The following is a 25,302-nucleotide window of genomic DNA, read 5'->3' as shown; positions in this document are numbered from 1 at the left end:
GGTCGGACAGCGGGTTATCGTGACCGTATGGCATTGATGACGATCACACTCGGAACGCAGAAGCTCGAGGTCTCGCGGCTCGGCCTCGGCTGCATGGGCATGAGCGCGTTCTACACCGGAGCCGGTACTGACGACGCGGGATCGATCCGCACCATCCACCACGCGATGGACCTCGGGATCATGCTGTTCGACACCGCTGAGATCTACGGGCCGTACACGAACGAGGAGCTCCTCGCCCGCGCCTTCGCCGGGGGACGCCGCGACAAGGTCGTCATCGCGACCAAATTCGGCACGATCCTGCACCGCTCGAAGGACGAGCGCGGGCTCGACGGCTCGCCCGAGAACGTCCGCCTGTCGGTCGAGGGGTCCCTGCGACGCCTCCAGACCGACCGCATCGACCTCTACTACCAGCACCGAATGGACCCGGGCACCCCGATCGAGGAGACCGTCGGCGCCCTCAAGGAGCTGATCGAGGAGGGCAAGATCCGCCATTACGGCCTCTCGGAGGCCGCGCCGGAGACGATCGTGCGCGCGAACGCCGTGCACCCGGTCACCGCCGTCCAGACGGAGTACTCGCTGTGGACGCGGGACCCCGAGTCGGAGGTGCTGCCCACCGTGCGCGAGCTCGGCATCGGCTTCGTGCCGTACTCGCCGCTGGGCCGCGGCTTCCTCACGGGGTCGATCCGTTCGCTCGACCAGCTCGCCGAGGACGACTTCCGCCGCTTCAACCCGCGCTTCGAGGGCGACAACCTGGAGGCCAACATCCGGATCGTGGAAGAGGTCGACGCCGTGGCCCGCGAGGCCGGAGCCGCCCCCGGCCAGGTCGCCCTCGCGTGGCTGCTGTCGAAGGGCGACGACTTGGCGCCCATCCCCGGAACGCGTCGGGTCGAGAACGTGGAGCAGAACGTGGCGGCCGCCGACCTCCAGCTGATCCCCGAGCAGCTCGCCCGACTCGACCAGGTCGCCGCCCCGGTCGGCGACCGTTACGCGGACATGAGCCCGCTCAACAAATAGCGCGCGTCACCCCCGGAACCGCAGCCGCAGCGTGCGGGCCTCCGGCCGCAGCGCGAACTGCGGCCACACGTCCGGCCCGCAGGCACGGGAGCCGAGCCCGTGCTGCGCGGCGTCGATGAAAAGGTAGGTCGTGTCGGAGGCCGGCAGCTCGTGCGGGTGGCCCGCTGCCGCGACCTGCTGCGGTGTGTGCCGGGACAGCGAGAAGCCGGGGAGCCGGCCGCGGCTGTCCCGGATGGCGGTGAAGGCGAAGGCGCCCAGGTCGACCTCCCGCACCGCGGAACGGTGGCCGGTCTCCTGCGGGCGGGCGTACTCCGCGTTCAGGTCGTCGAGGGAGGCCCGGAAGCGGCCCACGTGGGCGGCGCGCGCGCTGTCGGGGTACGACTCCAGGGGGCCGGTGCCGAACCACTCGACGCTGTCGATCGGGTCTCCGCCGTCCGGGAGGTCGAATCGCACGCCGATCCGCGGCCACACGGTGGACCAACCCGCCGACGGCTCGATCTCGACGCGTAACTCCAGCTCACCGTCGATCACCGCCCAGGTCGTCTCGACCGTGACGGAGTTCACCGAGTTCGCGGCCGAGACGCGCGTGATCGTCCGCACGGCCGCGGGCGCCTCCTGGACCGAGACCAGCCGGTGCGTGAGTCGGTCGAGGCCCTGCTCGCGCCAGAGCGTCGCGCTGGAGAAGCCGACGATGCTCGCGTCGCTGTACGCAGGGTCACTGTATGCGGCGCCCTCGTCGTTGTCGGTCGGCGCGCGGAAGAGCTCCACCCGGGGACCGGCCGCGGCGCGACCCGCCAGGCGGACGAGCCGGCCGCGCTCGAAGGCAGCGAGACCGAGGTCGACGGTGCCCTCGAATTCCCGCCAGTCCGCGACGGCGGGCCCACGACGAACGGGCGCAGACCGCCGGGGGAGGCGCGGCGCACTGCGGTCGAGCTGTGCTCGCGCGACCACGTGGCCGGCGGGCGCCCACGCAGCTGCCTCTGCGAGCGCGGCCTCCACGGTGAACCAGGTCTCGGCCTCGTCCGCGACCGGGATGACCGGCAGCGGCGCCCGCGCCGAGTCTCCCGCTCCGACGACCGGTGCGTCCAGAACGCCCGAGGCGGCCTCCCGCCCGTCGTGCTCGACCCGCCAGCGCAGGATCAGGTCGGCGGTACTCGCGCTGTGCCGCCGGTTGGTCACGAGCACGTCGTGACCGTCGTGGGGGAACGTGAACGCGAGCGGCTGCGCCACCGCGGCGAACTCGTGGAGACCCGGCGTCGGCACGTCGTTCGACAGCACCATCCCGTCCATCACGAAGTTGCCATCGTGGACGACCTCGTCGAAGTCTCCGCCGTACGCGTAGAACGGCGTGCCTTCGGCTGTGCGGGTCAGGATGCCGTGGTCGCGCCACTCCCACACGAAGCCGCCGTGCAGCCGCGGGAGGGCGTCGACGAGCGCCTCGTACTGATCGAGCGCGCCGGGGCCGTTACCCATGGCGTGCGCGTACTCGCACAGGAGGAACGGCTTGGTGCGCTGACGCGCGCCCTGCGCCGGCGTGCAGTTCAGGAGGGGAGCGAGCGAGCCGTCGGTACCGATCTGCTCGGTCTCCGGCACCGAGGAGTACATGCGCGAGTACACGTCGGTGTACTCGCCGGTGTGATCGCCCTCGTAGTGCACCGGCCGCTCCGGGTCGCGGTCGTGCGCCCACGCGGACATCGCGGCCAGGTTGGCCCCGGTCCCCGACTCGTTCCCGAGCGACCACATCACGATCGCGGGGTGGTTCTTGTCGCGCTCCAGGGTGCGGCGGATCCGGTCGAGGTAGGCATCCCGCCAGCGCGGGTCGTCGCTCGGATTGTCCCGCCAGCCGGCTCTCTCGAAGCCGTGCGTCTCGAGGTCGCACTCGAGGATGACCCAGAATCCCAGCTCGTCGGCCAGGTCGAGCAGCCGGGGATGCGGAGGGTAGTGGCTGGTGCGGATCGCGTTGACGTTGAACTGCTTCATCCGCATCAGGTCGGCCTTGGCGTGCTCCTCGTCGAAGACACGGCCGCGCTCCGGGTGCGTCTCGTGCCGGTTCATCCCGTGGAAGACGACCCGCCGCCCGTTGACGAGGAGGCGGTCGCCCCGGATCTCGACGGTGCGGAAGCCGAGTCTCAACGACACGGTCTCTCCACGGGAGGCGACGGTCGCGTCGTAGAGGCGCGGCGACTCGGCGGACCACGGGTCGACGGCGCCGACCGTCACGGGCGCGATGTCGGCCGGACTCGCCCAGACGACTTCGACGCCGAGCTCGGGGAGGCGGAGCGTGACGGGGAAGGCCTCCGCCGTCGCGGTGACCTCCGGCTCGACGGTTCCGCGGCCGTCGGCGAACGCGGCGCGCAGCCAGACGTCCTCCAGTCCGTCGGCGGGACGAGCCGAGAGCGTGACATCGCGGAAGATCCCGGGCAGCCACCACTGGTCCTGGTCCTCCAGGTAGCTGGCGGCCGACCACTGGTGCACCCGGACGGACAGCAGATTGTCGCTCTCGTGCACCAGGCCGGTGACGTCGAACTCGTGCGCGAGTCGGCTTCCGCTCGCGGAGCCGACCTCCGCGCCGTTGACCCACACGCGGTACAGCGACTCGACGCCGTCGAAGCGCAGCACGATGCGTGCGTCGTCCGGCCACGCGGTCGGGAGGTCGAAGCGGCGCCGGTAGTCGCCTGTCGGGTTCTCGTCGGGCACGAACGGCGGCTCGATCGGGAACGGGAACTGCACATTGGTGTAGATCGGTCGCCCGTAACGCCCGTCGCCGTGCAGCACCCAGTGCGCCGGAACGGGCAGGGTGTCCCAGTCGCGGTCGTCCAGGCTCGGCGACGCCACGTCGTCCGGGAGTTCGGCCGTGGGGGAGAGGCGGAACCTCCACTCGCCGTTCAACGAGAGCGACGGGGCGTCGGAGTGCAACCACGAGCGTGGCGCGCGCAGGGCGCCGCAGGCGGGCGCGGTGTCGGGGAGCAGGGCGGGAGAAGGCACGAGTGCTCCTAGGGTTCGTCGTCGTCGTCGTCGTTGTCGTTCGTCCGGCGTCGTGCTGGGATAGCATCGACCGTAGCCGAAACCCGTGCGACTGACCTAATTTGGAGGCACCGTGGCGGAACACGAAGCCGGCGGCGGAGGATCCCGACGACGCGGCCCCTACGCCAAGTCGGCCGAGCGTCGACAGCAGATCGTCGACGAGGCCTACCGGGCCTTCGCCACCCGGGGCTATCACGGCACCTCCCTGCGCGAGATCGCCGTCGCGGCGGGCATCGGCCTCAGCACCCTCCAGCATCACTTCGGCGGCAAGGAGGACCTGCTCGTCGCGGTGCTGGGCCGCCGGGACGAGCTCGGGGGCGACCCCGACGGGGTCGGCGGAGACGGCCGCGCACCGTTCGCTGGCCTACCGTTCGCCGACGCCATCGCGGCGCAGGCCGAACGGAACGAACGCATCCCCGGTCTCATCGCCCTCTACAGCGTGCTCGCGGCCGAGGCGGCCGCAGACGACCATCCCGCCCACGACTACTTCCTCGACCGATACGCGACGATGCGCGAAACGTACCGGGCCGAGTTCACGGCGCTCGCCGCGGCAGGCCGGCTGCGCGACGGCCTCGACCCTGCGCTCGCCGCGGCGACCGTCGTCGCCCTGTGGGAGGGCATCCAGCTGCAGTGGCTCTACAGCCCGGAGCGCATCCACGCCGCCGAAGCGTTGCGCGGGTACCTCGAGCTGGCCATCCTGCCCGAAACGGCTGCCTGAAGCGACTCGGCCGCTCGAGCTGGACGCCTCTCAGAAATCGACCGGATCGCGCAGCAACGGGCACGTCATGCAGTGACCGCCGCCGCGGCCACGGCCGAGCTCGGCGCCGACGATCGGGATGACCTCCACGCCGGCCTGGCGCAGTGCGCCGTTCGTCGCCGTGTTGCGGTCGTAGGCGTAGACGACGCCGGGCCGCAGGGCCACCGCGTTGTTGCCGCTGTCCCACTGCTGGCGTTCGGTCTCGTAGTTGTCGCCGGCCGTCGCGATCACCCGGAGTCGGGGGAGGCCGAGGGCCGAGGCGACCACGTCGACGAACGCGCGATCGCCCTCATCCCGTACGTCGACACCGGAGGGGTCGTCGCTCGGGCGCAGGGTGAACGTGTGCACGCGGTCCATGATCGCCGGGTAGAGCGTCACCAGGTCGCGGTCGGCGAAGGTGAAGACGGTGTCGAGATGCATGGCCGATCGCAGTTTGGGCATGCCCGCGACGACGACCTGCTCGGCGGCGCCGGCTTCGAACAGGGCCGCTGCGGTCTGCGTGATCGCCTGCCGCGAGGTGCGCTCGCTCATCCCGATCAGCACCGCGCCGTTGCCGACCGGCATCACGTCGCCACCCTCCAGCGTCGCCTGACCCCAGTCCCGCTCCGGATCGCCCCACCACACCGTGGCACCCGAGAATGCGGGGTGAAACCGGTAGATCGCCTTCATGAGCAGTGTCTCGTCGTGGCGGGCGGGCCAATAGAGCGGGTTGAGCGTGACGCCGCCGTAGATCCAGCACGTCGTGTCCCGGGTGTAGAGCGTGTTCGGCAGCGGCGGCATGAGGTACTCGCGGATGCCGGTCGACTCGCGGGCGAGCGCGATGTAGTCGGTGCGGTAATCCTCGGGGAGGTCGACGGTCGAGAGGCCCCCGATGAGGAACTCGGCCAGTCGATCGGCCGGGAGGGACTCCAGGAACGCGCGGGTGCCTTCCATCAGCCCGGGTCCGACCTGGTTCGGGACGACTTTGCGGTCGAGCAGCCACGCCCGGGCCTCGGGCTGGGCGACGGTCTCGGCCAGCACCTCGTGCAGCTCGAGCACCTCCACGCCGTTAGAGCGCAGATCGGCGACGAAGGCGGCATGGTCGCGCTTCGCGTTCTCCACCCAGAGGACGTCGTCGAAAAGCAGGTCGTCGGCGTTCGAGGGGGTGAGCCGGTGGTGCGCGAGCCCTGGGGAGGCCACGAGCACGCGTCGCAGCTGCCCGACCTCCGAGTGCACGCCGAAAGTCGTCTCTGTCATGTGTTGCCCTTCTTCTCGACTTCGCTTCGATCTGCGCGGATCGACCGGACCGTCAGAGGTGGATCCAGCCCACCGAGAGCGCGACGATGCCTGCTACCGCGCCCAGCACCGAGACGGCGAGGATCACGAGCTCGCGGCCGCTGAACCACCGGCGTCCCTGCTCGCGCCGGACCATGATGAACAGGATGGTCGCCGGCGCGTAGATGATGAATGACAGCAGCACGAATGTCAGCCCGGCGGCGAACAGCAGGAACGCCGTGTAGATCGTGGCCAGCACTGCCACGACCAGGTCGCGCCCCCAGCCGTGCGGCGCGTCCTCGTAGGTCTCGCGGGTGACCACGAGTTTGAGCGCATACAGCGCCGCCAGGAGGAACGGGATGAGCGTCAGCGCGCTCGTGAGGTCGAGCGCGAGGTTGAGCGCGTCGTGCGCGAAGTAGATGAGCACGAGCACGGCCTGCACGAACAGCGCAGTCAGCAGGAGTGCGTTGACGGGCACGTCCTGATTGTTGGACTTGCCGAGGAAACGCGGCATGTCGTGATCCTTCGCCGCGACGAAGAGCACCTCGGCCGCCATCAACGACCAGGCGAGGTACGCGCCGAGTACCGACACGATCAGTCCGATGCTGACGAACCACGCGCCCCACGGCCCGACCGCGGCCTCCAGGACACCGGCCATCGACGGCTGCCGCAGCTTCGCGATATCGCCCATCGGCAGGACACCGTAGGACACGATCGTCACCGAGGCGAAGACGGCGAAGACGCTCACGAAGCCGAGGATGGTCGCGCGCCCGACGTCCTCTCGTCGCTTCGCGTGCCGGGAATAGGTGCTCGCGCCTTCGACCCCGAGGAACACGAATACCGTGACCAGCATGGTGTTGCGCACCTGGTCGAACAGCGAGCCGGCGTAGTCGGCGCCTCCCCAGTTGGCCGCGAAGACGTCGGGCTTGAACACGAACAGCGCCAGGAGGATGAAGACGATGATCGGCACCATCTTGGCGACCGTGACGATCCGGTTGATCGCCGCGGCCTCCTTGATGCCACGGCGGATGAGCAGGTAGAACCCCCACAGCGCGACCGACGAGATCGCGATGGCGATGATCGTGTCACCCTCGCCGAACGCCGGCACGACGGCGCCGATGGTCGACATGATGAAGACCCAGTAGAAGACCAGGCCGACGGAGGCGCTGGCCCAGTAGCCGAACGCCGAGAAGAACCCGAGGTACTCGCCGAAACCGGCCTTGGCGTACGCGTAGACACCGGCGTCGAGCTTGGGCTTGCGATTGGCCAGCAGCTGGAAGACGAAGGCGAGCATCAGCATCCCGACGCCCGCGATCGTCCACGCGATGAGCGCACCGGCGACACCGGTCTCCTGGGCGAAGCGCCGCGGGAGCGAGAAGACGCCGGCGCCGACCATGCCGCCGACGACCATGCCGGTCATCGTGATGAGCGAGAGCTTGGCGGGCGCGGACAGTGCCTGCGGTGATGAGGTCTTCTGGTCGGTCATCGAGCCCCCTCGTCGAAATGCCAGTGATATGTGAACGCTAACGAGCGTCCTTCCCGGCGGTCAAGACCCGGCGCGGGTGAAAAAACGAAACCGCCGAGTACGCGGATTCTGTGCGTACTCGGCGGTCTCGGTCGTATTCGGCGGGTGCTCGCGGGCTACGCGACAGCCTCCACCGCCGCGATCACGCCCCGCACGGGCGGGTGGTGGAAGGTGTCCCCGAAGGCCCGCTCGGACGCGCCGACTCGGTCGAGGTACGGCGCGATGCCGCCCATCTGGAACGGGAAGCCCGCGCCGAGGACCATGCACAGGTCGATGTCCTCCGCCGCCTCGACGACGTGGTCGTCCACGAGCATGCGGTGGATCTCGTCGGCCAGACCGTCCTCCAGCCGGCGCAGGATCTCCCGCTCGCTCCACGGGTTCTTGCCGCCTGCCAGGATCTTCGCCGCCCCCTTGTCGAGGCCCTTGACCTTGCCCTTGACGTCCTTCTCCAGCAGTGTTCCGTGCTCCGCGAGCCGGTGGAGGTTCTCACTGCGGTAGAACCGGTCGGGGAAGGCCGCGTGGTGCGTGTCGAGCACGTGAGCGCCGACCGTGAGGCCGACCAGGTCGAGCAGCACGGAGGGCGCCATCGGGAGGCCGAGTGGCGCGAACGCCTTATCGACCGTTTCGAACGGCGTGCCGTCGTCGACGGCGTGCATCGCCTCGCCGAGGATCTTCGCCAGCACCCGGTTCACGACGAACCCGGGGGTGTCGGCCGTGATGACCGCGCTCTTCTTGAGGGCCGCCGCCGTGACCATCGCTGTGGACAGCGTTGCCTCGTCGGTGTGCGGCGTCTTCACGACCTCGATCAGCGGCATGACCGCGACCGGGGTGAAGAAGTGGAAGCCGACCAGGCGCTCCGGGTGCTTCAGCTTCGCGCCGATCTGCTCGACCGACAGCGAGGAGGTGTTGGTCGCCAGGACGGCCTCGTCGGACAGGTACTGCTCGACCTCCGCGAAGACGTTCTGTTTGACGGAGAGCTCTTCGAACACGGCCTCGATGACCCAGTCGCAGTCGGCGAAATCCGCCTTGTCGGTCGTGCCCGTGACCAGAGCGCGCAGGCGGTTGGCCTCGTCGGGCGAAATGCGGCGCTTCTCCTGCAGCGTGCCGATCTCGTCATGGATGTACGCCACGCCCTTGTCGACATGGGCCTGGTCGAGGTCGGTGATGACGACCGGCACCCGGAGGCGGCGCACGAACAGCAGCGCGAACTGCCTGGCCATGTAGCCGGCGCCGACGACGCCGATCTTGGTGACCTTCTTCGCGACCTTCTTGTCGGGTGCGCCTGCCGGGCGCTTCGCGCGCTTCTGCACGAGGTTGAAGGCGTAGATGCTTGCCTGGAACTGGTCGCCCGAGATGAGCTCGGCGAGCGCGTCGTCCTCCAGTTCGAAGCCGGCGGCGCGGTCGTTGGACTTGGCGGCCTTGAGGAGGTCGAGCGCCTTGTACGGCGACTTCGGGACGGTGCCGATGCGGCTCTCCAGCGTCTTGCGGGCGATGCCGATCGCGGCGTCCCACTTGACCATCCGCTCGACCTTGCCCGGCACGTTCGGGCGCTTGACCTCGATCGCGCCGGCGAGCACCTTGTCCGCCCACTTCAGCGAGTCCTCGAGGAAGTTCGCCGAGTCGAAGATCGCGTCGGCGATGCCGAGGTCGAACACCTCCTGCGGCTTCAGCATCCGGTTCTGCTTGAGCGGGTTCTCGATGACGACCTTGAGGGCGTTCTCGATGCCGATCAGGTTCGGGAGGATCGTCGCGCCGCCCCAGCCGGGGATGAGTCCGAGGAAGACCTCGGGGAGCGCGAACGCGGCGGCGTTGCGGTCGATGGTGCGGTAGTCGGCGTTGAGTCCGATCTCCACGCCGCCGCCGAGCGCGAGGCCGTTGGTGAACACGAACGACGGGACGCCGAAGGTCGCCTGCTTGCCGAGCACGTAGTGGCCGAGCTGGGGGAGCAGCTTGGCCACCTCCACGCTCGGGATGTCGCTCACACGGCTGAGATCGGCCCCGGCGGCGAGGATGAACGGCTTGCCGGTGACGGCGACCGCGTCGATCTCGCCGCGGGAGGCGCGCTCGGTCAGCTCGTCGAAGGTCTTCCCGAGCTCGAGGAGGGTGGCCGGGCCCATCGTGTTCGGCCGGGTGTGGTCCCGGTCGTTGTCGAGGGTGACCAGCGCGAGGGTCTTGCCGCTGGGCAGCGGCACGTCTTTCACGTAGGAGTGGGTGACGACCTCGTCGGTGGTGAGTTCTACGAGCGGGGAGAAGTCGATGGTGCTGTAGTCGGTCACGTCTGTGTGTTTCCCTTCCTCAGGAGGCCTTCCGCGCCGCGCGCTTGTCGTAGTTCGAGTTCTCCCAGATCACGGTGCCGCCCTGGCCGAGGCCGACGCACATCGCGGTCAGTCCGTAGCGGACTTCCGGGTGCTCCTCGAACTGGCGCGCGAGCTGGATCATCAGGCGCACGCCGCTGGCGGCGAGGGGGTGACCGATCGCGATCGCGCCGCCCCACTTGTTGACGCGCGGGTCCTGGTCGTCGATGCCGAAGTGGTCGAGGAACGACAGCACCTGGATGGCGAACGCCTCGTTCAGCTCGAACAGGCCGATGTCGTCGATCGTGAGCCCCGCCTTGCGCAGGGCTTTCTCGGTCGAGGGCACCGGACCGATGCCCATGATCTCCGGCTCGACCCCGGCGAACGCGAAGCTGACCATCCGCATCTTGGGTGTGAGGCCGAACTCCTTCACGGCGTCGGAGGACGCCAGGAGGCTGGCGGTGGCGCCGTCGGTGAGCGGCGACGCGTTGCCCGCGGTCACTCGACCGTGCGGTCGGAACGGGGTCTTCAGCGTGGCAAGGCCCTCCATCGTGGTCTCCGGGCGCATGCCTTCGTCTTGCGTCGCGAGACCCCAGCCCTGCTCCGAGCGGATGGCCACCGAGACCAGGTCGGGCTGCAGCTTGTCAGTCGCGTACGCCGCGGCGGTCTTCTGCTGGCTGCCCAGCGCGAAGCGGTCGGAGCGCTCCTTGGTGAGCGCGGGGAACCTGTCGTGGATGCGCTCGGCGGTCATGCCCATGTTGAGGGCGTCCTCCGCGACCATGCGCTCCGACAGGAAGCGCGGGTTCGGGTCGGCGCCGAAGCCCATCGGGTGGCGTCCCATGTGCTCGACACCTCCGGCGATCACCAGATCGTAGCTGCCGAACGCGATGCCGGAGCCGAGCGTCGTGACGCTGGTCATGGCGCCGGCGCACATCCGGTCGATCGCGAATCCGGGCACCGACTTCGGCAGTCCGGCGAGCAGCGCCCCCGTGCGACCGAGGGTGAGCCCCTGGTCGCCCTGCTGCGTCGTCGCGGCGATGGCGACATCGTCGATGCGGTCCTTGGGCACGTTCGGATTCCGCTCGAGCAGGGCGATCATGGCCTTGACGACCAGGTCGTCCGCGCGGGTGTTCCAGTACTGCCCTTTTTCGCCCGCACGTCCAAACGGAGTACGGACTCCGTCGACGAACACGACTTCTGTTCTTTCGGCCACAGTGCCTCCCAATCAGGTCGCCATCGATCCTAGGAGGCCGGCAGTGCGGGTGGGAATCGTTTGATTCTTTCTACGAAACCGCTTCGGACGCGTCGTCGGGCTTTTGGTTGCTTTCCACAAACGCCCTGGCGATCGACTGTGAGGTTGCCTCAATCTGCCACCGCCGTGCACCCTGCTGAGCGAGCGCCTCGGCGATCGATTCGGGAGTGACCTCCGCGGGGGGATCCCACGCGACCCGGCGTAGTGTATCAGGGGTGAGCAGGTTCTCCAACGGAAGCGAGAGCTCCTCTGCCACTGCCGTCAGCGCGGCGCGCGCGCCCTTGAGCCGGGCGTCGGCCTCCGGGTTGCGGTCGGCCCAGGCTCGCGGCGGAGGCAGGCTCTCACCGGTGCCGCGCAGCACGGGGAGGTCGTCGGTCGTGCGTCCGGCCTCGATGGCCGACCACCAACGGTCCAGCTCCGTGCGGCTCGCTCGGCCGGTGAACTCGCGCATCGCGGCGAGCGCGCGTTTGCTGTCCGGCATCGCCTTGGCGGCGGCGGTGAGGGAGGCGTCGGGGACGAGCCGGCCCGGGGCCACGTCGAGCTGGCGGGCGAGGGCATCGCGGCTCGTCCAGAGCTCGCGCGCGACCGCGAGGTTGCGGATGCCGCGGATCGAGTGGATGCCGGACAGCCGACGCCACGGCTCGCTACGCGGCGCGGCCAGCTCGCGGGTCAGCTCGTCGCCGAACTCCTGCCGGGCGATCTCCGTCTTGCCCGACTCGACCAGGAGGCCGGCGATCGCGTCCCGGAGATCGGGGAGCAGCTCGACGTCGAGCGCGGCGTAGTCGAGCCACGGCTGCGGCAGCGGACGTGTCGACCAGTCGGCAGCGCTGTGCTCCTTGGCGAGGTGGATGCCGAGCAGCTCCTCCACGACCGTGCCGAGTCCGACGCGCGGCATCCCGAGCAGGCGGGCGGCGAGCTCGGTGTCGAAGATGTTGACGGGGTCGAGCCCGACCTCGCGCAGGCAGGTCAGGTCTTGCGTGGCGGCGTGCAGCACCCACTCGTCGGCCGCGATCGCCTCGTTCAGCTCGTCGAAGCGGCCGATCGCGGGCGGGTCGAACAGGAAGGTCCCCGAGCCGCGCCGGAACATCTGGATGAGATAGGCCCGCTGCGAGTAGCGGAAGCCGCTCGCGCGCTCGGCGTCGACCGCGATCGGCCCGTCTCCCGCGACGATCCGGTCGACGGCCGCGCGGTAGCCGTCCCGGGTTTCGATGACGATGTGCTCAGCCACGCGGTGACCGTCTCGTGTTCAGCAGGCTCACGCCCTCTCCTGTCGGTGGGAGGCCGGCCAGCATGCAGAGCAGCTCGCCCCAGCCTTCGACGTGTGCGGCCAGGTCGGTCTCCAGCGGGCTCCACGAGGCCCGCAGCTCGATCTGGGCGCCGTCGCCCTGGCTGGCGAGCTCGCCGAAGCCGGTGGAGATGATCTTGGTCGCAGTGCCGCTGGCTGCGGTGTAGCGCGCGTGCCGCGCGTCGAGCGCATCGACCAGCCACGACCAGGCGACGTCGGCGAGGAAGGGGTCGAGCCCGATGTCGGTCTCGAGAGGGGCCTGCGCGAAGCAGACGACCCGGAACCGCCCGCCCCACGCCTCCGGCTCGTCGGGGTCGTAGAGCAGGATGAAGCGCCCGGTTCCGAGGTCCGAGTCGTCGCCGTGCCGCGCGGGCAGCACATCGGCGGCCAGCGCTACGGAGAAAGGCGCGAGCTGAGCCGGCGCCGGGATCTCCGTGACCACGAGTTCCGGACGTGCGTGAGCACTGCGGATGGACTGCAGGGCGGCCCGGTACTCTTCTGGCAGGTGCGGCTCCCCTGGCAGGTGCGGCTCCCCGGGGAGGTTCGGGGTCGTTGGTGTCGACACGCTACGAACACTAGAAGCCTTTGGGCGCTTGCGCCGGTAAGGCACGCCGCCTGAGGATGTCCTGAAGACGCGCTCCCGCGGCCCCGCTACGCTGTGGCCCATGGTGACGACGAGCAGCGAATCCGGCCGACACAGCGCATTCGGGAGGGCGGTCGGCGTCACCGCCGCGCTCGCCGGAGGGCTCGTCCTCCTCACCGTGGCCGGTACCGCGGTCACGATGGCACGCGTCGCGCGCACCGTCATCACCCCTGTGCGCAGGCGCCCGTCGCGGGAGGTCGTCCGTGCCGTCGACCCCGTGGGCGGCACGATCACGCTGCGGGACACCCCGGATGCCGCGATGCCCGGCCGCTTCGGGCTCTGGTTCGGCTCCGGGTCCGGCTATGCGAAGCTCGGCGGCCTCCTGGAGCGCCGCGACGGCACGGTCGTGCGCGAGCTCGAACGCGTCGAGTTCGGCGACCTGGGACCCGGGCGAGCACGGACCACCGGCTACTACTACCTGGATCCCGAGGAGCTCGGCCTGCCGGTCACGAGCGTCGAGATCGAGACGGATCTGGGAGTGGCGCCGGCGTGGGTCTTCCCGGCCGCCGACGACGCGGGCTCCGATCGCTGGGTCATCCAGGTGCACGGCTGGGGCGCCACCCGCCAGGAGGGTCTGCGCGCGGTGCGCACGTTCCACGACGCCGGCTGGACCTGCCTGCTCGCGTCGTACCGCAACGACGGCGACGCGCCCGAGAGCGCCGACCGCCGCTACGGGCTCGGCGGCACGGAGTGGCGCGACATCGACGCCGCGATCCGCTACGCGGCCTCCCAGGGCGCCCGCTCGATCGTCCTGATGGGCTGGTCGATGGGCGGCGCGGTGGTGCTGCAGACGGTGACGCGGTCGCAGAATCTCGGCCGTGTGACGGGGCTCGTGCTGGAATCGCCCGTGATCGACTGGATTGACACGCTGGAGTACCAGGCCAACCTGCTCCGCCTCCCCGACCCGATCGCGCGCGGCGCGATCCGTCTGATCGAAGCGGACTGGAGCGGGCCGATCACGGGACTCGGAGCCCCGATCGACTTGCGCAGCATGGACTTCGTCGCGCGCGCGGCAGATCTCAGCCTCCCGATGCTCGTCCTGCACAGCGAGGACGACGGGTTCGTGCCGGACACCGGCTCGCGCGCGCTCGCCAAGGCGCGCAGCGACATCGTCACGTTCGTGCCGTTCACGGTCGCACTGCACACCAAGCTCTGGAACTACGACGAGGCGAAGTGGGCGACGGCGATCCGCCAGTGGCTGGAGGCGCACCAGCGGGAGGCGCAGCAACTGGACGCGCAGGCGTGACGGGCGCGCATCGTCCGGTCGTCCCGCCCGTGGCCCGGCCAGGGGAGCGCATCGCGGTGGTGTCGCCGTCGTTCGCCGCGCCCGGCCGCTGGCCGGCGGTCCACGAGCAGGCGATGCGCCGGCTGGAGGAGCTGACCGGGCTCGTTCCGGTGGAGTACCCGACGACGCGGCAGGTCGGCGCGTCGCCGCAGGAGTGTGCCAGGGATCTCAACGCGGCCTTCGCGGATCCCCGCATCCGCGCGGTGATCGCGACACTCGGCGGGGACGACCAGATCCGTGTGATCCCGCACCTCGACCGGGAGGCCGTGCTCGCGGATCCGAAGCCGTTCCTCGGCTACAGCGACAACACCAACCTCCTCCACTGGCTCTGGGGCGCGGGAGTGGCCGGCTTCTACGGCGGGAGCACCCAGGTGCACCTCGGCCCGGGGCCGCGAGTGGACGACCTCCACGTGCGATCGCTGCGCGCAGCCCTGCTTGGCGGCGAGACGCTCGAGCTGACCGACCCGGGGGAGTCCGAGGACTTCGGGACGGATTGGGGCGACCCTCGGGCGCTGTCCGAGACCGGCGAGCGCGAGCCGACGACAGGGTTCTCCTGGGCCGGCCCTACCCGGAGCGTCACCGGCAGCACCTGGGGCGGCTGCCTGGAGGTCGTCGACTGGATCCTGCTCGCCGACCGCTTCCCGTTCGCACCGTCGGCCTTGGAGGGTGCGGTGCTCCTGCTCGAGACCAGCGAGCTGACGCCGCCCGCTCACTGGGTGCGCTATACGCTCCGCGCTCTCGGGGAGCGCGGTCTCCTCGCACCGCTCGCCGGCGTGCTGGCGGCCAGGCCGCCGGTGAGCACCTTCGAACAGCGACCCGAGGCGACCGAACGTGAGCGGCTGCGCGCGGCCCAGCGCGACGCGGTGATCGAGACCGTCGCCGAGTACAACCCCGACGCGGTCGTGTGCGTCGGGGTCCCGTTCGGGCACACGACCCCGCAATGGGTCGTCCCGTACGGCGGGAGCATCACCCTGGACGGCGCTCGCCGGCGCGTGTTCGCCGACTACAGGCGCCCCGGGCGGTGACGCCCGGGTCCGGCGCCCTCAGGCCGCCAGCTTCGCCCGCACCTGCCGCTTGGTGCGGCCGAGCAGCGCCGACATCCCGCGGAGGCCCAGGGGCGAGACGGCCTGCGTCAGGCCGAGTGTCTGCGGGAAGTCGTCGGGCACCGCCAGCACCTCGTCGGCCGTGAGACCGGCGAGGCCCTGCACCAGGATCGACGCGAAGCCTCGCGTGGTGGGTGCGACGAACGATGTCGATTGGTCCGACCGACTCTTCCTGAGGTGATCGAGGCTATGGGAGGCGACTACGGAGAGTGCCCGCGAGTCGCTGAGCGCCGCAATTCCGGAGGATCACCGGCCGCTGCGCGTGCTCACGCTCGAGTAGCGGCGCGCTGGATGTCAGCGGACGAGAACCTCGACGCCGAGCACGTTGCAGAAAGTGATGAGTTGCGGTCGACCATCCAGCGGATCGCCGAAATTCCACCGGTACGACGGATCAAGGTCAAAAGCGTCGTCCGTCCGGTCGCCGAAAAAGACGTACGCCCGGTCCGAGTTGCATTGGCGACTCATGTAGGCGACGCCATCGAACCCGGCCTCATAGGCGGCCTCGGCCCACAGAACGGTGCGCTCGTAGTGCGCGGCCGCCGTTGCGGTGACCTGATCTGCGCTCACACCCAGTCGGCGCAGGCCCAGGCCCATCAGCGAGGCCATGCGCAGGTCTCGGTTGACGGTGAGTCGCGACATTAGTTTGTCTCGGTAAGCGGAGGGCGTGAGCTGTCCGCCTACTAGCGGAATGTCGTGGAGGAGAGTCTCTGCGATCGCCGCACGCTCGGTCTGTGCCGCGTACATAGCAGGTACGACAGGGTCGCCGAAGAACGCGAACCGGGTGGGCTGACCGACCCCGGGGTTGGAATCATGTCCGTGCCTGGATTTGTTGTGCACGCGGAACAGTTCCTGACCCGCTGGCAGCTCGAACAGATCGGGATCGAAAGGCCGCGGCGGGTCAGGAACTACCACTCGACGTCCCATGCGCGCTGAGCTATCTCCAGAACCTGGTCCGGGTCACTGTCGACATGGTCGACCGGGCGGGACTCGTCCTCGAAATAGGTTGTTGGCGAGCACAACCACAGCACGACGTCTTCGACATCCCACCCGCTCGCCTTCGCCAGTTGCACCAGGCTCTTCACGATCGAGCGCACACGTCCGACGGAGCGGTCGAACTGGAAGCCTGGATAGAGATACTTGTTGAGCCTGCGCACATAGAGCAGTTCGCCGCGGCCACGCATGTCGTTCGCGAGTGAGCGCGCGGCCTCCGGCTTCGACGAGGACCCGAGCAGCTCCGCAACCTGCACGCTGGTCAAGAGGTCGAACTCGCGATCGATCGCTCTGATGGCGTTCTCGGTCGCCTGGGCGGCTCGGGCGGTAGCTGGCGGCAAAGCGCTGAACCTCGCCATTGCGTCGGACAACTGATCGAGAGCGCTGCGCTCGCGCGCCATCTCGACAACGCGACTGACCTCCTCCGGAGTCAGGTCGACCCCCGCTTCTTCCAAGAGCGCCTGACGCACGCGCGAGAACCCGCGGTGCGGAACACCGTCGAGTGAGTGCCTCTCCAAGGTTGCCATGGATCCTCCAATTCCTACACACGAGTCTATCGAAGGTTTCGTGAGAAGGACAGGGTAATACCGCACCGAGCCACGCCGCAAGCCAAAGACGTGTGATCGCTGCTGAGAGGAGCGGCCCCATTTCTGTCCAGGCGCGGGCGGCTCGTGAGAAGGCTTAGCGAATCGCTGATGGTGGTTTTCCATGTACGTGTATTGCCAAATCGTGTTGAGGCGATCATCATTTGGAACACCCCGCCTCGCGAGTGGCCCGTTTGGCATTTGCGCCAGCGAAAGCCGCACCCACTCAGGGGCCTCCTCGCCGTGTCGGCAGAAGGTTGGCTTAGGCGGGGGCGGTACGGCCTTGGTAGACCAGGAGGATGTCGTGCCCGAGAATCTGATCGACGAGTTGCCGAGCGGACTTGAGGAGGCGGTGACGGCTTTGCTCTCGCCCGGTGAGGTCATCCACGTCAAGATCAAGGGCGCGTATAAGGAGGCGTTGGTCTGCACTGACCGGCGCGTGCTCATCGTCAAGAAGGGCTTCATGACCGGGCAGACGCTCGGCGGGAACTCCTTCCAGCAGAGCTACCAGTCGGTCGCAGGCGCGCAGGTGAAGTTCGGCGCGCTATCCGGCTATTTCGAGGTCAGTGCCGGGGGCATGCAGAACACCGACAAGAGCTACTGGTCGACCAAAAAGGGGACCGATCCAAGCAAGGCCGCGAACTGTGTGTCGCTGAACTCCAAGAGGGACGCGGACCGGTTCCGCGAAGCCGTCAGCTTCATCATGGAGCGCATCCATTCGCTCAGCATGCCAGCGGCCGCTGTCGCCGCACCAAGTGACGGGGGCGAAGCCGACGCGATTATTGCGTCGATCAAGAAGCTCGGGGAGTTGCGTGACGCCGGGGTTCTCACCGACAACGAATTTGATGCCAAGAAGGCAGAACTCCTTTCGCGGCTCTGACTATTCAACCCCCGGCAAGCCCGTTCTCGATCCGACGGGTCTGCGTTCAGCAGACCCGACCGATCCCAGAGTTTCAGTGGGCTCTATGAGATCGCCGAGTCGGCTGTGATCGAGCAACAACGCCGACCGAGCTCGAGATAGTCAGAAGAGTCGATGCATGGGTGAGGGCGACCGCGGCGTCGGAGTGAACGCGCTAACGACATTCGAACGACCGTCTAATAGGCCCACAGCAGATACGTTGGCGGCATGTGGATTGCTGTATCGGAGCTGCCCCCCGAAATTATCCCGGCCTGGATCGAGGCCGTCGCGACCGCAGTTGGGGTGCTCGTTGCGATCCTTGCGATCGTGTTTGCCTACGCGCAGATTCGCCAGACTGCGACACAGATGCGCCTAGCATCTGCACGTGAAGCGCAGGATAGCGAAGAACAGACGAGACCGTACATCGGCGTGGACCTCGTCCCCGGCCTGGGCGGGCCACCCTCGTTCGACCTCGTCATCGAGAACTTCGGAAGGGCAACAGCTCGAGACCTCAAAATAAGTCTCGTGGATGACTCATTTCAGGCACAATCTGCCGCGGACGAAATCGGCCCGGCACTTGGACGATTGTTCGAATCCGGTTTCGATCTTGCGCCGGGAGCACGGCGACGCATCTTCTGGCGCCTGCCCAGCTCGGAAGACGCGAGTCCTCCCGGTGACTTCGGGGCTCCGATCGCGGGAGAGATAACAACGACATACACATGGCAGGCGGGTGATGACCGGGGCAAACGTGCCTACGAGGATCGTCTTCGATATGACTTGACAGAGTACCCAAAGCTCACTCCAGCGCCTGCCAAGGGCGCAACAACGTCCGGGCAGAACATAGAAGCACAGGCCAAGAACGCAGTGCATGCACTACGAGCTATTGCCGAGCATGTTGCAGAGATTCGTCGCTGATTAGCATGACCTTGTCAAGCTGGTGTGGCCCGATCGGCATGGCGGCGGGAAGGTCCACTGCGGCCTGCTCGCGGAAGCTACTTCAAGTGCACGCCCGAGGCACTACACCCACACGTACGCCGGGAATCGTTCCCCGCCCAGGGTGTACCGCAGCAGGACCGCCCCGCCGGGTATCCAAGCGATCGACACGGCGTCGACGAGTTCGACGTCGCGTAGGCGATCTGCACCGGCACCTGCGTGCGCCGGGACGGGCGGTCCCCATCGCGGTGGCAGCCGGTCGCGGCCACCACCTGGTCGGGCAGGGCGATCGGCCGGCGCCGGTGGGCGGCGGCATTCTGCTCAGCGCCGCCCAGCATCATCGGATACCGACGGTGCTGGGGACCCAGGCGCGTCGGCGTGAGAGTGCGCGATGGGGGCCCCGTTAGTCCTGAAGGTGCCCCAGACCGACAAGCAGGGCGGGGCGGGTCTTCGTGTTAGTGGGTGGTGCTGTCACGAAACGCATGGATTATGAGACAAGATGGTTGCGAGACACTCTGTTTCACAGTCGTGTGAATCAGCGACGGTTTCGCGCGCGAATCGCTTTGAAGCGAGCCTCTTCGATGTCGGCATGAAGGCGCGCACCTTGGATGTTCCAGTCGAAACTTAGCGACTCTGGACTCGGGAAGAGTTCCCAAATCTTATCCAAGTAGTCCTTGAAAGCGGTGGCCCTATCGAGGCGACCCTCGATCGCACGAACGTCGAGAATCTCGCTACGAAAGGTCGGATCGAAGATGGGAGTGTCCACGATCATTGCGTCCACGTAGGAAAACAACGTGACCATTTGCTTCTGCATGTAGGCGCCGATGCTGCTCACTCGATATGGGCCAGCTTCCTCCTTGCCAGGATCGGTCTCTATCAAGCCGTGGGTTACCCCTCGGTCCAGATGCCATTTGATTTGTTCCGGCAGAAAGCCCCAGCTTTGTGCAGTGGGGTAGAGCTCCTCGCCGGAAACGAAACCATCTGTACCCTTTGACTCTCCTTCAGCGTGGAGGTGGGCCAGCAGAAGAGGCATTAAAAAGTGCTCTCTTGAATCCCCAATGCAGACGTCAAAAATGTTTACGATGCGACTCGATCGTGGGTCATAGAGATCGTTTTCGCCGTTTACTATGGCGCGGATGAACTCATGAACAGGGATGGTATATGTGTCTCCGGCGGCGGCGACAGTCAAGATTCGCTGCGTGTCCACATAGCCGCTGCCAATGAAGGCGGAGAGATACTCGAGAGCCAATCGTATGTTGCCTCCGCTCATGTTCTCCAAGAACTCAACAAGGGAGTTATTGCTTGCGAAGCCCGCATCGAGTGCGTCAAGGTAGGCGGACAGGTCACCCGAATTCAAGCTCAGAGCAGATGAACTCTCTCGCTCCTGTTCCAGTTGTGTCCTAGCAAACTTCAACCGCTTCCGAACGACTTCTGAGACCCTCGGCGGCGCGACATGGAAGGCGCGCGGCTGATAGGCCGCCAGTGAACCCCGCAGCTTGGAGTCGAAGAAGGTAGATGGGCGTAGCGAAACAAAGACCGTCGCCCGAAGGGAAGCACTCAGCGCCTGCGCGATTACAAAGACCTGGTCTTGAAACTCGCGGGAGCGCTGGTCGATATTGTCCAGAACGATGACGGTCTTTCGGCCGGCGGTAGCATCTAGATGTCGAAGCGCTTTTTCAAGATGGCGACTTCTGTCCGCGGTCAGTTTCACCAGCTCTTCGATCTCAAGTTCAGCGAAGCGCTCTGGGTTCGTGTCGCGCAGTGGACCGTGAATGCCCCTGCGGAATTTATTCAACTCCGAGTTGTAAATCGCTCGAACGAACTTGTTTTCAAAGAGTTCGTAACCATAGTCACCCTCGAGCTGCTCCACAATCGAGTCGACGATGTGCTCTTGCAGGGCCGACTGCAAGGCAGGCTCCCTGGCGAAGTCGACGTAAAAAACCAGGCTCCTCGCGAGTTCGTCACTTGCTTCGACCCGAAGCAGATGGCGAATGAACATCGTCTTTCCAACCCCGACGTCACCGAGCAGAACGATAGGTTTGCTCGTGACGGCCGCGGCAATGAGGTCCCCGTGGAAGGAGGGGCTGAGGCCCTTCTTTCCACGAAGGGGTTCAGTCTCAATGCCGATAGCCGCTGGAAGACTCTTGTATCTGCTTTTTAGTATTTCCTTGCTGATGAAGGCGTACTGCGACAACGTCCCGCTGTTGTAATAGCACTCCCGCAAGAACTCGTCTGAGACCTCGGCGTTGCCTTCGATGTCTTGGATGAAGATCGTCGAGAGAATCTTCAGATCCGTGTCTTGCTCAGTACGTGGCCGGAACCCAGGATAGTTAGGGATCGTGGAGGACAACTTCGTGGGCGGCTGGGGATGCGCGGATCCCATAAGTAGGACTTGGACGGCTCTGCGCTCGACAAGAGCGTCGCGACTAAGGAGATCCCAGAGCTTGCGATATTGCTCGACCATGTCCTGCAATGAGACAAAAACTAGGGCCTCGCCGGACTCGATGTCTTTCCCGTCCGTCCTCGAGCCGAGGAAAACCGCAAGCTGATGGCCATTTGCGATCGCTGCAAGGGGTATTCCCAGCCGCTGGGCATAAGGGATTACCTGATCGATCGTGGCCCTGGTCACAGGATCCGACCTGAGGCTTGCAACCGAAACCGTTGGCCTGCCAGCTAGTCCCTCGGGGAGAGTGAAGCTGACAGTCTCCCTCTTTGCTTCGATCACGAGTAGTCGACCTGGCGCCGAAACTATGTAGTCGGCGAAGCCTGGGTGAGCGTGCTCTTCCGTTGTGATGCTGCTCCGCGGGTGGCCCAAACACTCAGTAAGAAGCACATCGACAAGTTGGAAACGAGTTGTGTCTTCGTTGCGACCAGAAACTGGTTCCTCGGCAAGCTCCTTGAGCCGAGCAAGACCAGCTTGATACGGGTCTTGTGTCAGGCTCATGCCCAGATTGTATGGCCGCGCAGCCCTCGAACGGCAGAATCGGGCGAACGGGTGCCCGCCTCGCAACCGTAGGGCTACGAGACGCCTCAGGGTTAGTAGGCCGGTCGGCGTCGGATTGGCGGAATCTTGCCGGACGAGGAGTCTCGTAACTATGCCTCGAAACCGTGTGCTTGAATCACCGTATCCACCATTAGTTGCGAGACACTTGGAGCGTTGTGGCGAAGCTGATCGGATACGCGCGCGTCTCAACTCGCCAACAGTCCACCGGCCGACAAGAGAAGGACCTTCTCGCAGTTGGTGTTCGACGTGATGACCTGTATGTCGACCGCGGCGCCTCGGGCTCTCGGGCATCTCGCCCCTGCTTCGACCAAGCGCTCCAGGCGCTTGAACCGGACGACACTCTCATCATCACGACGCTCGACCGGCTCGGACGATCGACACAGAACATGCTCACCCTCGCCGATGAGCTCCGCGCCCGCGGTGCGGGCCTTCGCGTGCTCAATCTCGGCGGCGGCGACGTTGATACCTCCACACCGATGGGGTCGATGCTGTTCACCATCATGGCCGCCCTGGCGCAGATGGAACACGAGATCAAACGCGAACGCGTCCTGGACTCGATCAGTAAACGTCGCGACGCCGGCGGGAACCTCGGCGGCCGACCACAACGCGTCACCGACAGCCAGATACGAAGAGCTCTCCACCTCGTGAACGGCGGCGAACCGGTCGCACAGATCGCCCGGGACCTCGGAATGTCCCGCGCGACCTTCTACCGCCGATCTCGAACACTCGACCCAGCGACATGACTGAGCTACCGGAGCGGAGCCTGATCAAGCTCAACCCAGCGCAGATCGCCGTCCTTGAATGGATCAAGGACGGTTGCCCACCCGGGGTCTATCCCGACAACGACTTCGCGCACCGGATCACGGCCAGAGCGCTCGCCAATCGGGCGTTGGTCCGGGTCGCCGGGCACGGCGCCTCCTGGCGTGCCGAGCCAATGGAACGGGGCCGCGTGTGGCCTGAGCCAACCGAACACGACAAACGTCCCACACCGCTGAACCAACCACCGGAGACTCCAACTGCGGTCACCGTTGATGACGAGCACATCGGCGCCACGGCTCGGGCGATGCGGCGTGTTCGCGCCAAGCGCACAGTGAGCCCAGCAACGAAGCGGCCCGTCAAGCAGGTCCAGAAACAGGAGACGTACATGAGATACAAGGTCATGGTCACACGCGTGCAAGTCGCCGAGCGCTGGGTACGCGCCACTGATGAAGAAGACGCAGCTCGCAAGGTACAAGAGGAGTTTGATCGGCCATTCGGCTACTTCGGCTCGTGGAAAACCACCGCATCCGAAGTTGAAGTGGTCGAAGCCGAGCAAACGAAGGTAATCCGACCGCACCCACTGTCGGACTCCGGGCCGATACTGCTATCGCTCAAAGACGCCGGAACAGCGCTGGGTATCCCATACTCCGCGGTCTACGAGCTAACCAACCGTGGGGACATCGAACACACGAAAATCGGCAGCCGGAAGTACATCTCGCGCGACTCACTGATGGCGTTCATCAAGGAGAACACCCACCGGGGCTACTCAGGCTAAGCCAGGGCGAAGGGACCGGCGCGAACGCTCCACCCATGAATCTCACCCAACCCGGCTAACGCGCATTCCTGTTCCGCTACTCCCCGAGAAGCCCGCGACCTTACATCCCCGCCGGTCGTAGGCCGCGGACTATCCTGACCGAATGAGCGATACGGATCCCGGGAGAAGACTGCCCCGATATCCAAGGCCGGAAGGGTTCTCCGCGACGAGGACGGAGTCCGCCCAAGACCGGCAACGGAACGAAGCCCTCCTCGATGGCCTTCTGGGTGAGATCGATCAACTTACCACTCGCGACGCGGACGGCTATTTCGATCTTGAGATTGGGTCAGCGCTCTATCTGGACGATGTGGCCATGTACCCGCTCAAGGCTTCTGCTCCAGCCCGGATTTCGATCCGGGCTTCGATCGATCTGCTCATGACCAGCCGAGTCAGGGGCCACCTCGTGTTCAGAGATCTGGCGCGTTCGGGTTCCCTGGCGTGGCGCTAGAACCCGGCCGCCAGCTTCGCCCGCACCTGCCGCTTGGCGCGGCCGAGCAGCGCCGACATCCCGCGAAGGCGCAGGGGCGAGACGGCCTGTGTCAGGCCGAGTGTCTGCGGGAAGTCGTCGGGCACCGCCAGCACCTCGTCGGCCGTGAGACCGGCGAGGCCCTGCACCAGGATCGATGCGAAGCCTCGCGTGGTCGGCGCCTCCCTGGGCGCGGTGGCGAAGAGGTGCACGATCAGCGTGTCGTCCACCTCCACGAAGATGAACACCGGGGCCTGGCACTCCTCGACGCGCTCGAGGAGGTCGGGGTGGTCGCGGTAGCGCTCCGGGAGGTCGGGGAGCTCGTCTGAGAACTCCAGCAGCAGTTGCAGGCGGTCGTTCTGCTCCAGCGCCTGGAAGTCGTCGCGGATCTCGGCGAGCGTGCCGGTGAGGGCGGTCATGCTTAAACGGTACCTTCGCCGGGGGCCGACAGGGTCACCGAGCGGGAACCTCGCCCGGCTCCGAACCGATGACGATCGGCACCCGCACGGCCGAGCCCCACTCTGTCCACGACCCGTCGTAATTGCGGACGTTCTCGAAACCGAGCAGATGGGTGAGCACGAACCAGGTGTGACTGGAGCGCTCGCCGATGCGGCAGTACGCCACGACGTCGTCGCCGGGCTTCAGCCCCGCGTCACCCAGGTAGATCGCCTCCAGGTCGGCCCGTCGCTTGAAGGTGGCGTCGGGTGCGGCGGCGCGCGCCCACGGCACGGAGGCCGCAGAGGGGATGTGCCCGGCCCGCAGCGCGCCCTCCGTCGGGTAGCCCGGGATCTCGGTGCGCTCGCCGGTGTACTCCTCGGGCGAGCGGACGTCGATCAGTGCCCCTCCACCCGTATGCACGAGTCCGAGGTGCGCGAGCACGTCGTCCTTGAAGGCGCGGATGGTGTGGTCGTCGCGCTCGACGACCGGGTACTCCACCGGCGTGGGCGACGGGACGTCACGGGTGATCTCGCGGCCCTCGGCGATCCACTTGTCGCGCCCGCCGTCGAGCAGGCGGACGTCCTGGTGGCCGAAGAGCGTGAACACCCACAGCGCGTACGCCGCCCACCAGTTGTTCTTGTCGCCGTAGATCACGACGGTGGTGTCGCGGGCGATGCCCTTCGAACCGAGCAGCTTGGCGAACCGCTCCGGGCTCACGTAGTCGCGCACGACAGGGTCGTTGAGGTCGGTGTGCCAGTCGATCTTCACCGCGCCGGGGATGTGCCCGGTTTCGTAGAGCAGGACGTCCTCGTCGGACTCCACCACGACCAGCCCCGGTTCGCCGAGGTGCTCCACGAGCCAGCCGGTGCTGACCAGACGTTCGGGGTGGGCGTAGCCGGCGAAGTCGGACGACGGGTCGGTGGCGATGGCCATGCTGCTGATCCTTACGGCTTAGGCTGGAACCCTGCGATTTCGCGGGG

21 protein-coding genes and 1 pseudogene are annotated in these 25,302 nt (G+C 67.0%); 9 read left to right on the top strand and 13 right to left on the bottom strand.

All coding sequences use genetic code 11. The features are described 5' to 3' along the window. The first annotated feature begins 33 nt into the window (after positions 1–33). Positions 34–1,014 (top strand): aldo/keto reductase, encoded by a 981-nt coding sequence (locus ACPPVW_RS17330; protein ID WP_426626335.1) that lies wholly within the window; start codon positions 34–36, stop codon positions 1,012–1,014. A 6-nt stretch (positions 1,015–1,020) separates the two neighbouring features. Here the strand turns inward: ACPPVW_RS17330 and ACPPVW_RS17325 are convergent, their stop codons facing one another. After that, on the bottom strand, positions 1,021–3,999 hold the full coding sequence (locus ACPPVW_RS17325) for a glycoside hydrolase family 2 TIM barrel-domain containing protein (protein WP_426624302.1): 2,979 nt from the start codon (positions 3,997–3,999) through the stop codon (positions 1,021–1,023). 112 nt (positions 4,000–4,111) lie between these two features. On the opposite strand from ACPPVW_RS17325, the gene ACPPVW_RS17320 reads away from it, so the two are divergent. Continuing rightward, entirely contained in the window at positions 4,112–4,756 is a 645-nt protein-coding gene (locus ACPPVW_RS17320) for a TetR/AcrR family transcriptional regulator (RefSeq protein WP_426624301.1), read from the top strand. Positions 4,757–4,786: 30 nt separating this feature from the next. Here the strand turns inward: ACPPVW_RS17320 and ACPPVW_RS17315 are convergent, their stop codons facing one another. The 6 genes from ACPPVW_RS17315 to ACPPVW_RS17290 form a co-directional block, all read right to left on the bottom strand. Beyond that, positions 4,787–6,031, bottom strand: a complete 1,245-nt coding sequence (locus ACPPVW_RS17315) for an arginine deiminase (RefSeq protein ID WP_426624300.1) — start codon at positions 6,029–6,031, stop codon at positions 4,787–4,789. 52 nt (positions 6,032–6,083) lie between these two features. After that, positions 6,084–7,535, bottom strand: a complete 1,452-nt coding sequence (locus ACPPVW_RS17310; RefSeq protein ID WP_426624299.1) for a basic amino acid/polyamine antiporter — start codon at positions 7,533–7,535, stop codon at positions 6,084–6,086. A 155-nt stretch (positions 7,536–7,690) separates the two neighbouring features. Then, positions 7,691–9,850: a 3-hydroxyacyl-CoA dehydrogenase NAD-binding domain-containing protein gene (locus tag ACPPVW_RS17305; RefSeq protein ID WP_426624298.1), complete on the bottom strand. Its 2,160-nt coding sequence runs from the start codon at positions 9,848–9,850 to the stop codon at positions 7,691–7,693. Between the two features lie 19 nt (positions 9,851–9,869). After that, positions 9,870–11,081, bottom strand: coding sequence for a thiolase family protein (locus ACPPVW_RS17300; RefSeq protein WP_426624297.1), 1,212 nt, complete (start codon positions 11,079–11,081; stop codon positions 9,870–9,872). A 70-nt stretch (positions 11,082–11,151) separates the two neighbouring features. Next, positions 11,152–12,348 (bottom strand): HRDC domain-containing protein, encoded by a 1,197-nt coding sequence (locus tag ACPPVW_RS17295; protein WP_426624296.1) that lies wholly within the window; start codon positions 12,346–12,348, stop codon positions 11,152–11,154. Beyond that, a complete protein-coding gene (locus ACPPVW_RS17290) occupies positions 12,341–12,970 on the bottom strand; it encodes a DUF3000 domain-containing protein (protein ID WP_426624295.1) in 630 nt (209 codons plus the stop codon). The genes ACPPVW_RS17295 and ACPPVW_RS17290 overlap by 8 nt, the downstream gene beginning before the upstream one ends. A gap of 100 nt (positions 12,971–13,070) precedes the next feature. On the opposite strand from ACPPVW_RS17290, the gene ACPPVW_RS17285 reads away from it, so the two are divergent. Both ACPPVW_RS17285 and ACPPVW_RS17280 read left to right on the top strand, forming a co-directional pair. Further along, positions 13,071–14,294 (top strand): alpha/beta hydrolase family protein, encoded by a 1,224-nt coding sequence (locus tag ACPPVW_RS17285; RefSeq protein WP_426624294.1) that lies wholly within the window; start codon positions 13,071–13,073, stop codon positions 14,292–14,294. Next, entirely contained in the window at positions 14,291–15,358 is a 1,068-nt protein-coding gene (locus tag ACPPVW_RS17280) for a S66 family peptidase (RefSeq protein ID WP_426624293.1), read from the top strand. The genes ACPPVW_RS17285 and ACPPVW_RS17280 overlap by 4 nt, the downstream gene beginning before the upstream one ends. Positions 15,359–15,376: 18 nt before the next feature. Here the strand turns inward: ACPPVW_RS17280 and ACPPVW_RS17275 are convergent. From ACPPVW_RS17275 to ACPPVW_RS17265, 3 genes and pseudogenes are all read right to left on the bottom strand, one after another. Continuing rightward, positions 15,377–15,574, bottom strand: a pseudogene (locus ACPPVW_RS17275) (SufE family protein); the annotation flags it as partial. Positions 15,575–15,730: 156 nt separating this feature from the next. Continuing rightward, positions 15,731–16,348 carry an RES family NAD+ phosphorylase gene (locus tag ACPPVW_RS17270; protein ID WP_426624292.1) on the bottom strand — a complete coding sequence of 206 codons (618 nt, stop codon included), beginning with the start codon at positions 16,346–16,348 and terminating at the stop codon, positions 15,731–15,733. Then, positions 16,342–16,827: a hypothetical protein gene (locus ACPPVW_RS17265; protein ID WP_426624291.1), complete on the bottom strand. Its 486-nt coding sequence runs from the start codon at positions 16,825–16,827 to the stop codon at positions 16,342–16,344. Before ACPPVW_RS17265 ends, ACPPVW_RS17270 begins: the two co-directional genes overlap by 7 nt. 487 nt (positions 16,828–17,314) lie before the next feature. Between ACPPVW_RS17265 and ACPPVW_RS17260 the strand changes: the two genes are divergently transcribed. Beyond that, complete coding sequence (locus tag ACPPVW_RS17260) at positions 17,315–17,890, top strand: SHOCT domain-containing protein (RefSeq protein WP_426624290.1); 576 nt, start codon at positions 17,315–17,317, stop codon at positions 17,888–17,890. Positions 17,891–18,136: 246 nt separating this feature from the next. Beyond that, complete coding sequence (locus ACPPVW_RS17255) at positions 18,137–18,823, top strand: hypothetical protein (RefSeq protein WP_426624289.1); 687 nt, start codon at positions 18,137–18,139, stop codon at positions 18,821–18,823. Between the two features lie 553 nt (positions 18,824–19,376). Here ACPPVW_RS17255 and ACPPVW_RS17250 read toward each other — a convergent pair. Further along, positions 19,377–21,785, bottom strand: coding sequence for a P-loop NTPase fold protein (locus tag ACPPVW_RS17250; protein WP_426624288.1), 2,409 nt, complete (start codon positions 21,783–21,785; stop codon positions 19,377–19,379). Positions 21,786–22,000: 215 nt separating this feature from the next. Between ACPPVW_RS17250 and ACPPVW_RS17245 the strand changes: the two genes are divergently transcribed. The 3 genes from ACPPVW_RS17245 to ACPPVW_RS17235 all read left to right on the top strand — a co-directional run bounded on the left by ACPPVW_RS17245 (position 22,001) and on the right by ACPPVW_RS17235 (position 23,866). Continuing rightward, complete coding sequence (locus ACPPVW_RS17245; RefSeq protein ID WP_426624287.1) at positions 22,001–22,588, top strand: recombinase family protein; 588 nt, start codon at positions 22,001–22,003, stop codon at positions 22,586–22,588. Next, positions 22,585–23,379, top strand: coding sequence for a helix-turn-helix domain-containing protein (locus ACPPVW_RS17240; protein ID WP_426624286.1), 795 nt, complete (start codon positions 22,585–22,587; stop codon positions 23,377–23,379). The genes ACPPVW_RS17245 and ACPPVW_RS17240 overlap by 4 nt, the downstream gene beginning before the upstream one ends. A 142-nt stretch (positions 23,380–23,521) precedes the next feature. After that, a complete protein-coding gene (locus ACPPVW_RS17235) occupies positions 23,522–23,866 on the top strand; it encodes a hypothetical protein (protein WP_426624285.1) in 345 nt (114 codons plus the stop codon). Here the strand turns inward: ACPPVW_RS17235 and ACPPVW_RS17230 are convergent. Continuing rightward, positions 23,863–24,303 carry a SufE family protein gene (locus ACPPVW_RS17230; RefSeq protein ID WP_426624284.1) on the bottom strand — a complete coding sequence of 147 codons (441 nt, stop codon included), beginning with the start codon at positions 24,301–24,303 and terminating at the stop codon, positions 23,863–23,865. The genes ACPPVW_RS17235 and ACPPVW_RS17230 overlap by 4 nt on opposite strands. 34 nt (positions 24,304–24,337) lie before the next feature. Continuing rightward, a complete protein-coding gene (locus ACPPVW_RS17225; RefSeq protein ID WP_426624283.1) occupies positions 24,338–25,255 on the bottom strand; it encodes a sulfurtransferase in 918 nt (305 codons plus the stop codon). Between the last annotated feature and the right edge of the window lie 47 nt (positions 25,256–25,302).

Source organism: Leifsonia sp. McL0607 (assembly GCF_049993355.1).
Classification (GTDB): domain Bacteria; phylum Actinomycetota; class Actinomycetes; order Actinomycetales; family Microbacteriaceae; genus Leifsonia.
Note: the sequence above shows the minus strand (reverse complement) of the source record. Positions and strands in the feature narration are given on the sequence as shown.

Bases quoted from the DNA above. Each gene is read 5' to 3' on its own strand.
- ACPPVW_RS17315 (WP_426624300.1), bottom strand. From the start codon at position 6,031: ATGACAGAGACGACTTTCGGCGTGCACTCGGAGGTCGGGCAGCTGCGA.
- ACPPVW_RS17310 (WP_426624299.1), bottom strand. From the start codon at position 7,535: ATGACCGACCAGAAGACCTCATCACCGCAGGCACTGTCCGCGCCCGCC.
- ACPPVW_RS17285 (WP_426624294.1), top strand. From the start codon at position 13,071: ATGGTGACGACGAGCAGCGAATCCGGCCGACACAGCGCATTCGGGAGG.
- ACPPVW_RS17265 (WP_426624291.1), bottom strand. From the start codon at position 16,827: ATGGCGCGCGAGCGCAGCGCTCTCGATCAGTTGTCCGACGCAATGGCG.
- ACPPVW_RS17255 (WP_426624289.1), top strand. From the start codon at position 18,137: ATGTGGATTGCTGTATCGGAGCTGCCCCCCGAAATTATCCCGGCCTGG.
- ACPPVW_RS17250 (WP_426624288.1), bottom strand. From the start codon at position 21,785: ATGAGCCTGACACAAGACCCGTATCAAGCTGGTCTTGCTCGGCTCAAG.
- ACPPVW_RS17240 (WP_426624286.1), top strand. From the start codon at position 22,585: ATGACTGAGCTACCGGAGCGGAGCCTGATCAAGCTCAACCCAGCGCAG.
- ACPPVW_RS17235 (WP_426624285.1), top strand. From the start codon at position 23,522: ATGAGCGATACGGATCCCGGGAGAAGACTGCCCCGATATCCAAGGCCG.
- ACPPVW_RS17230 (WP_426624284.1), bottom strand. From the start codon at position 24,303: ATGACCGCCCTCACCGGCACGCTCGCCGAGATCCGCGACGACTTCCAG.
- ACPPVW_RS17225 (WP_426624283.1), bottom strand. From the start codon at position 25,255: ATGGCCATCGCCACCGACCCGTCGTCCGACTTCGCCGGCTACGCCCAC.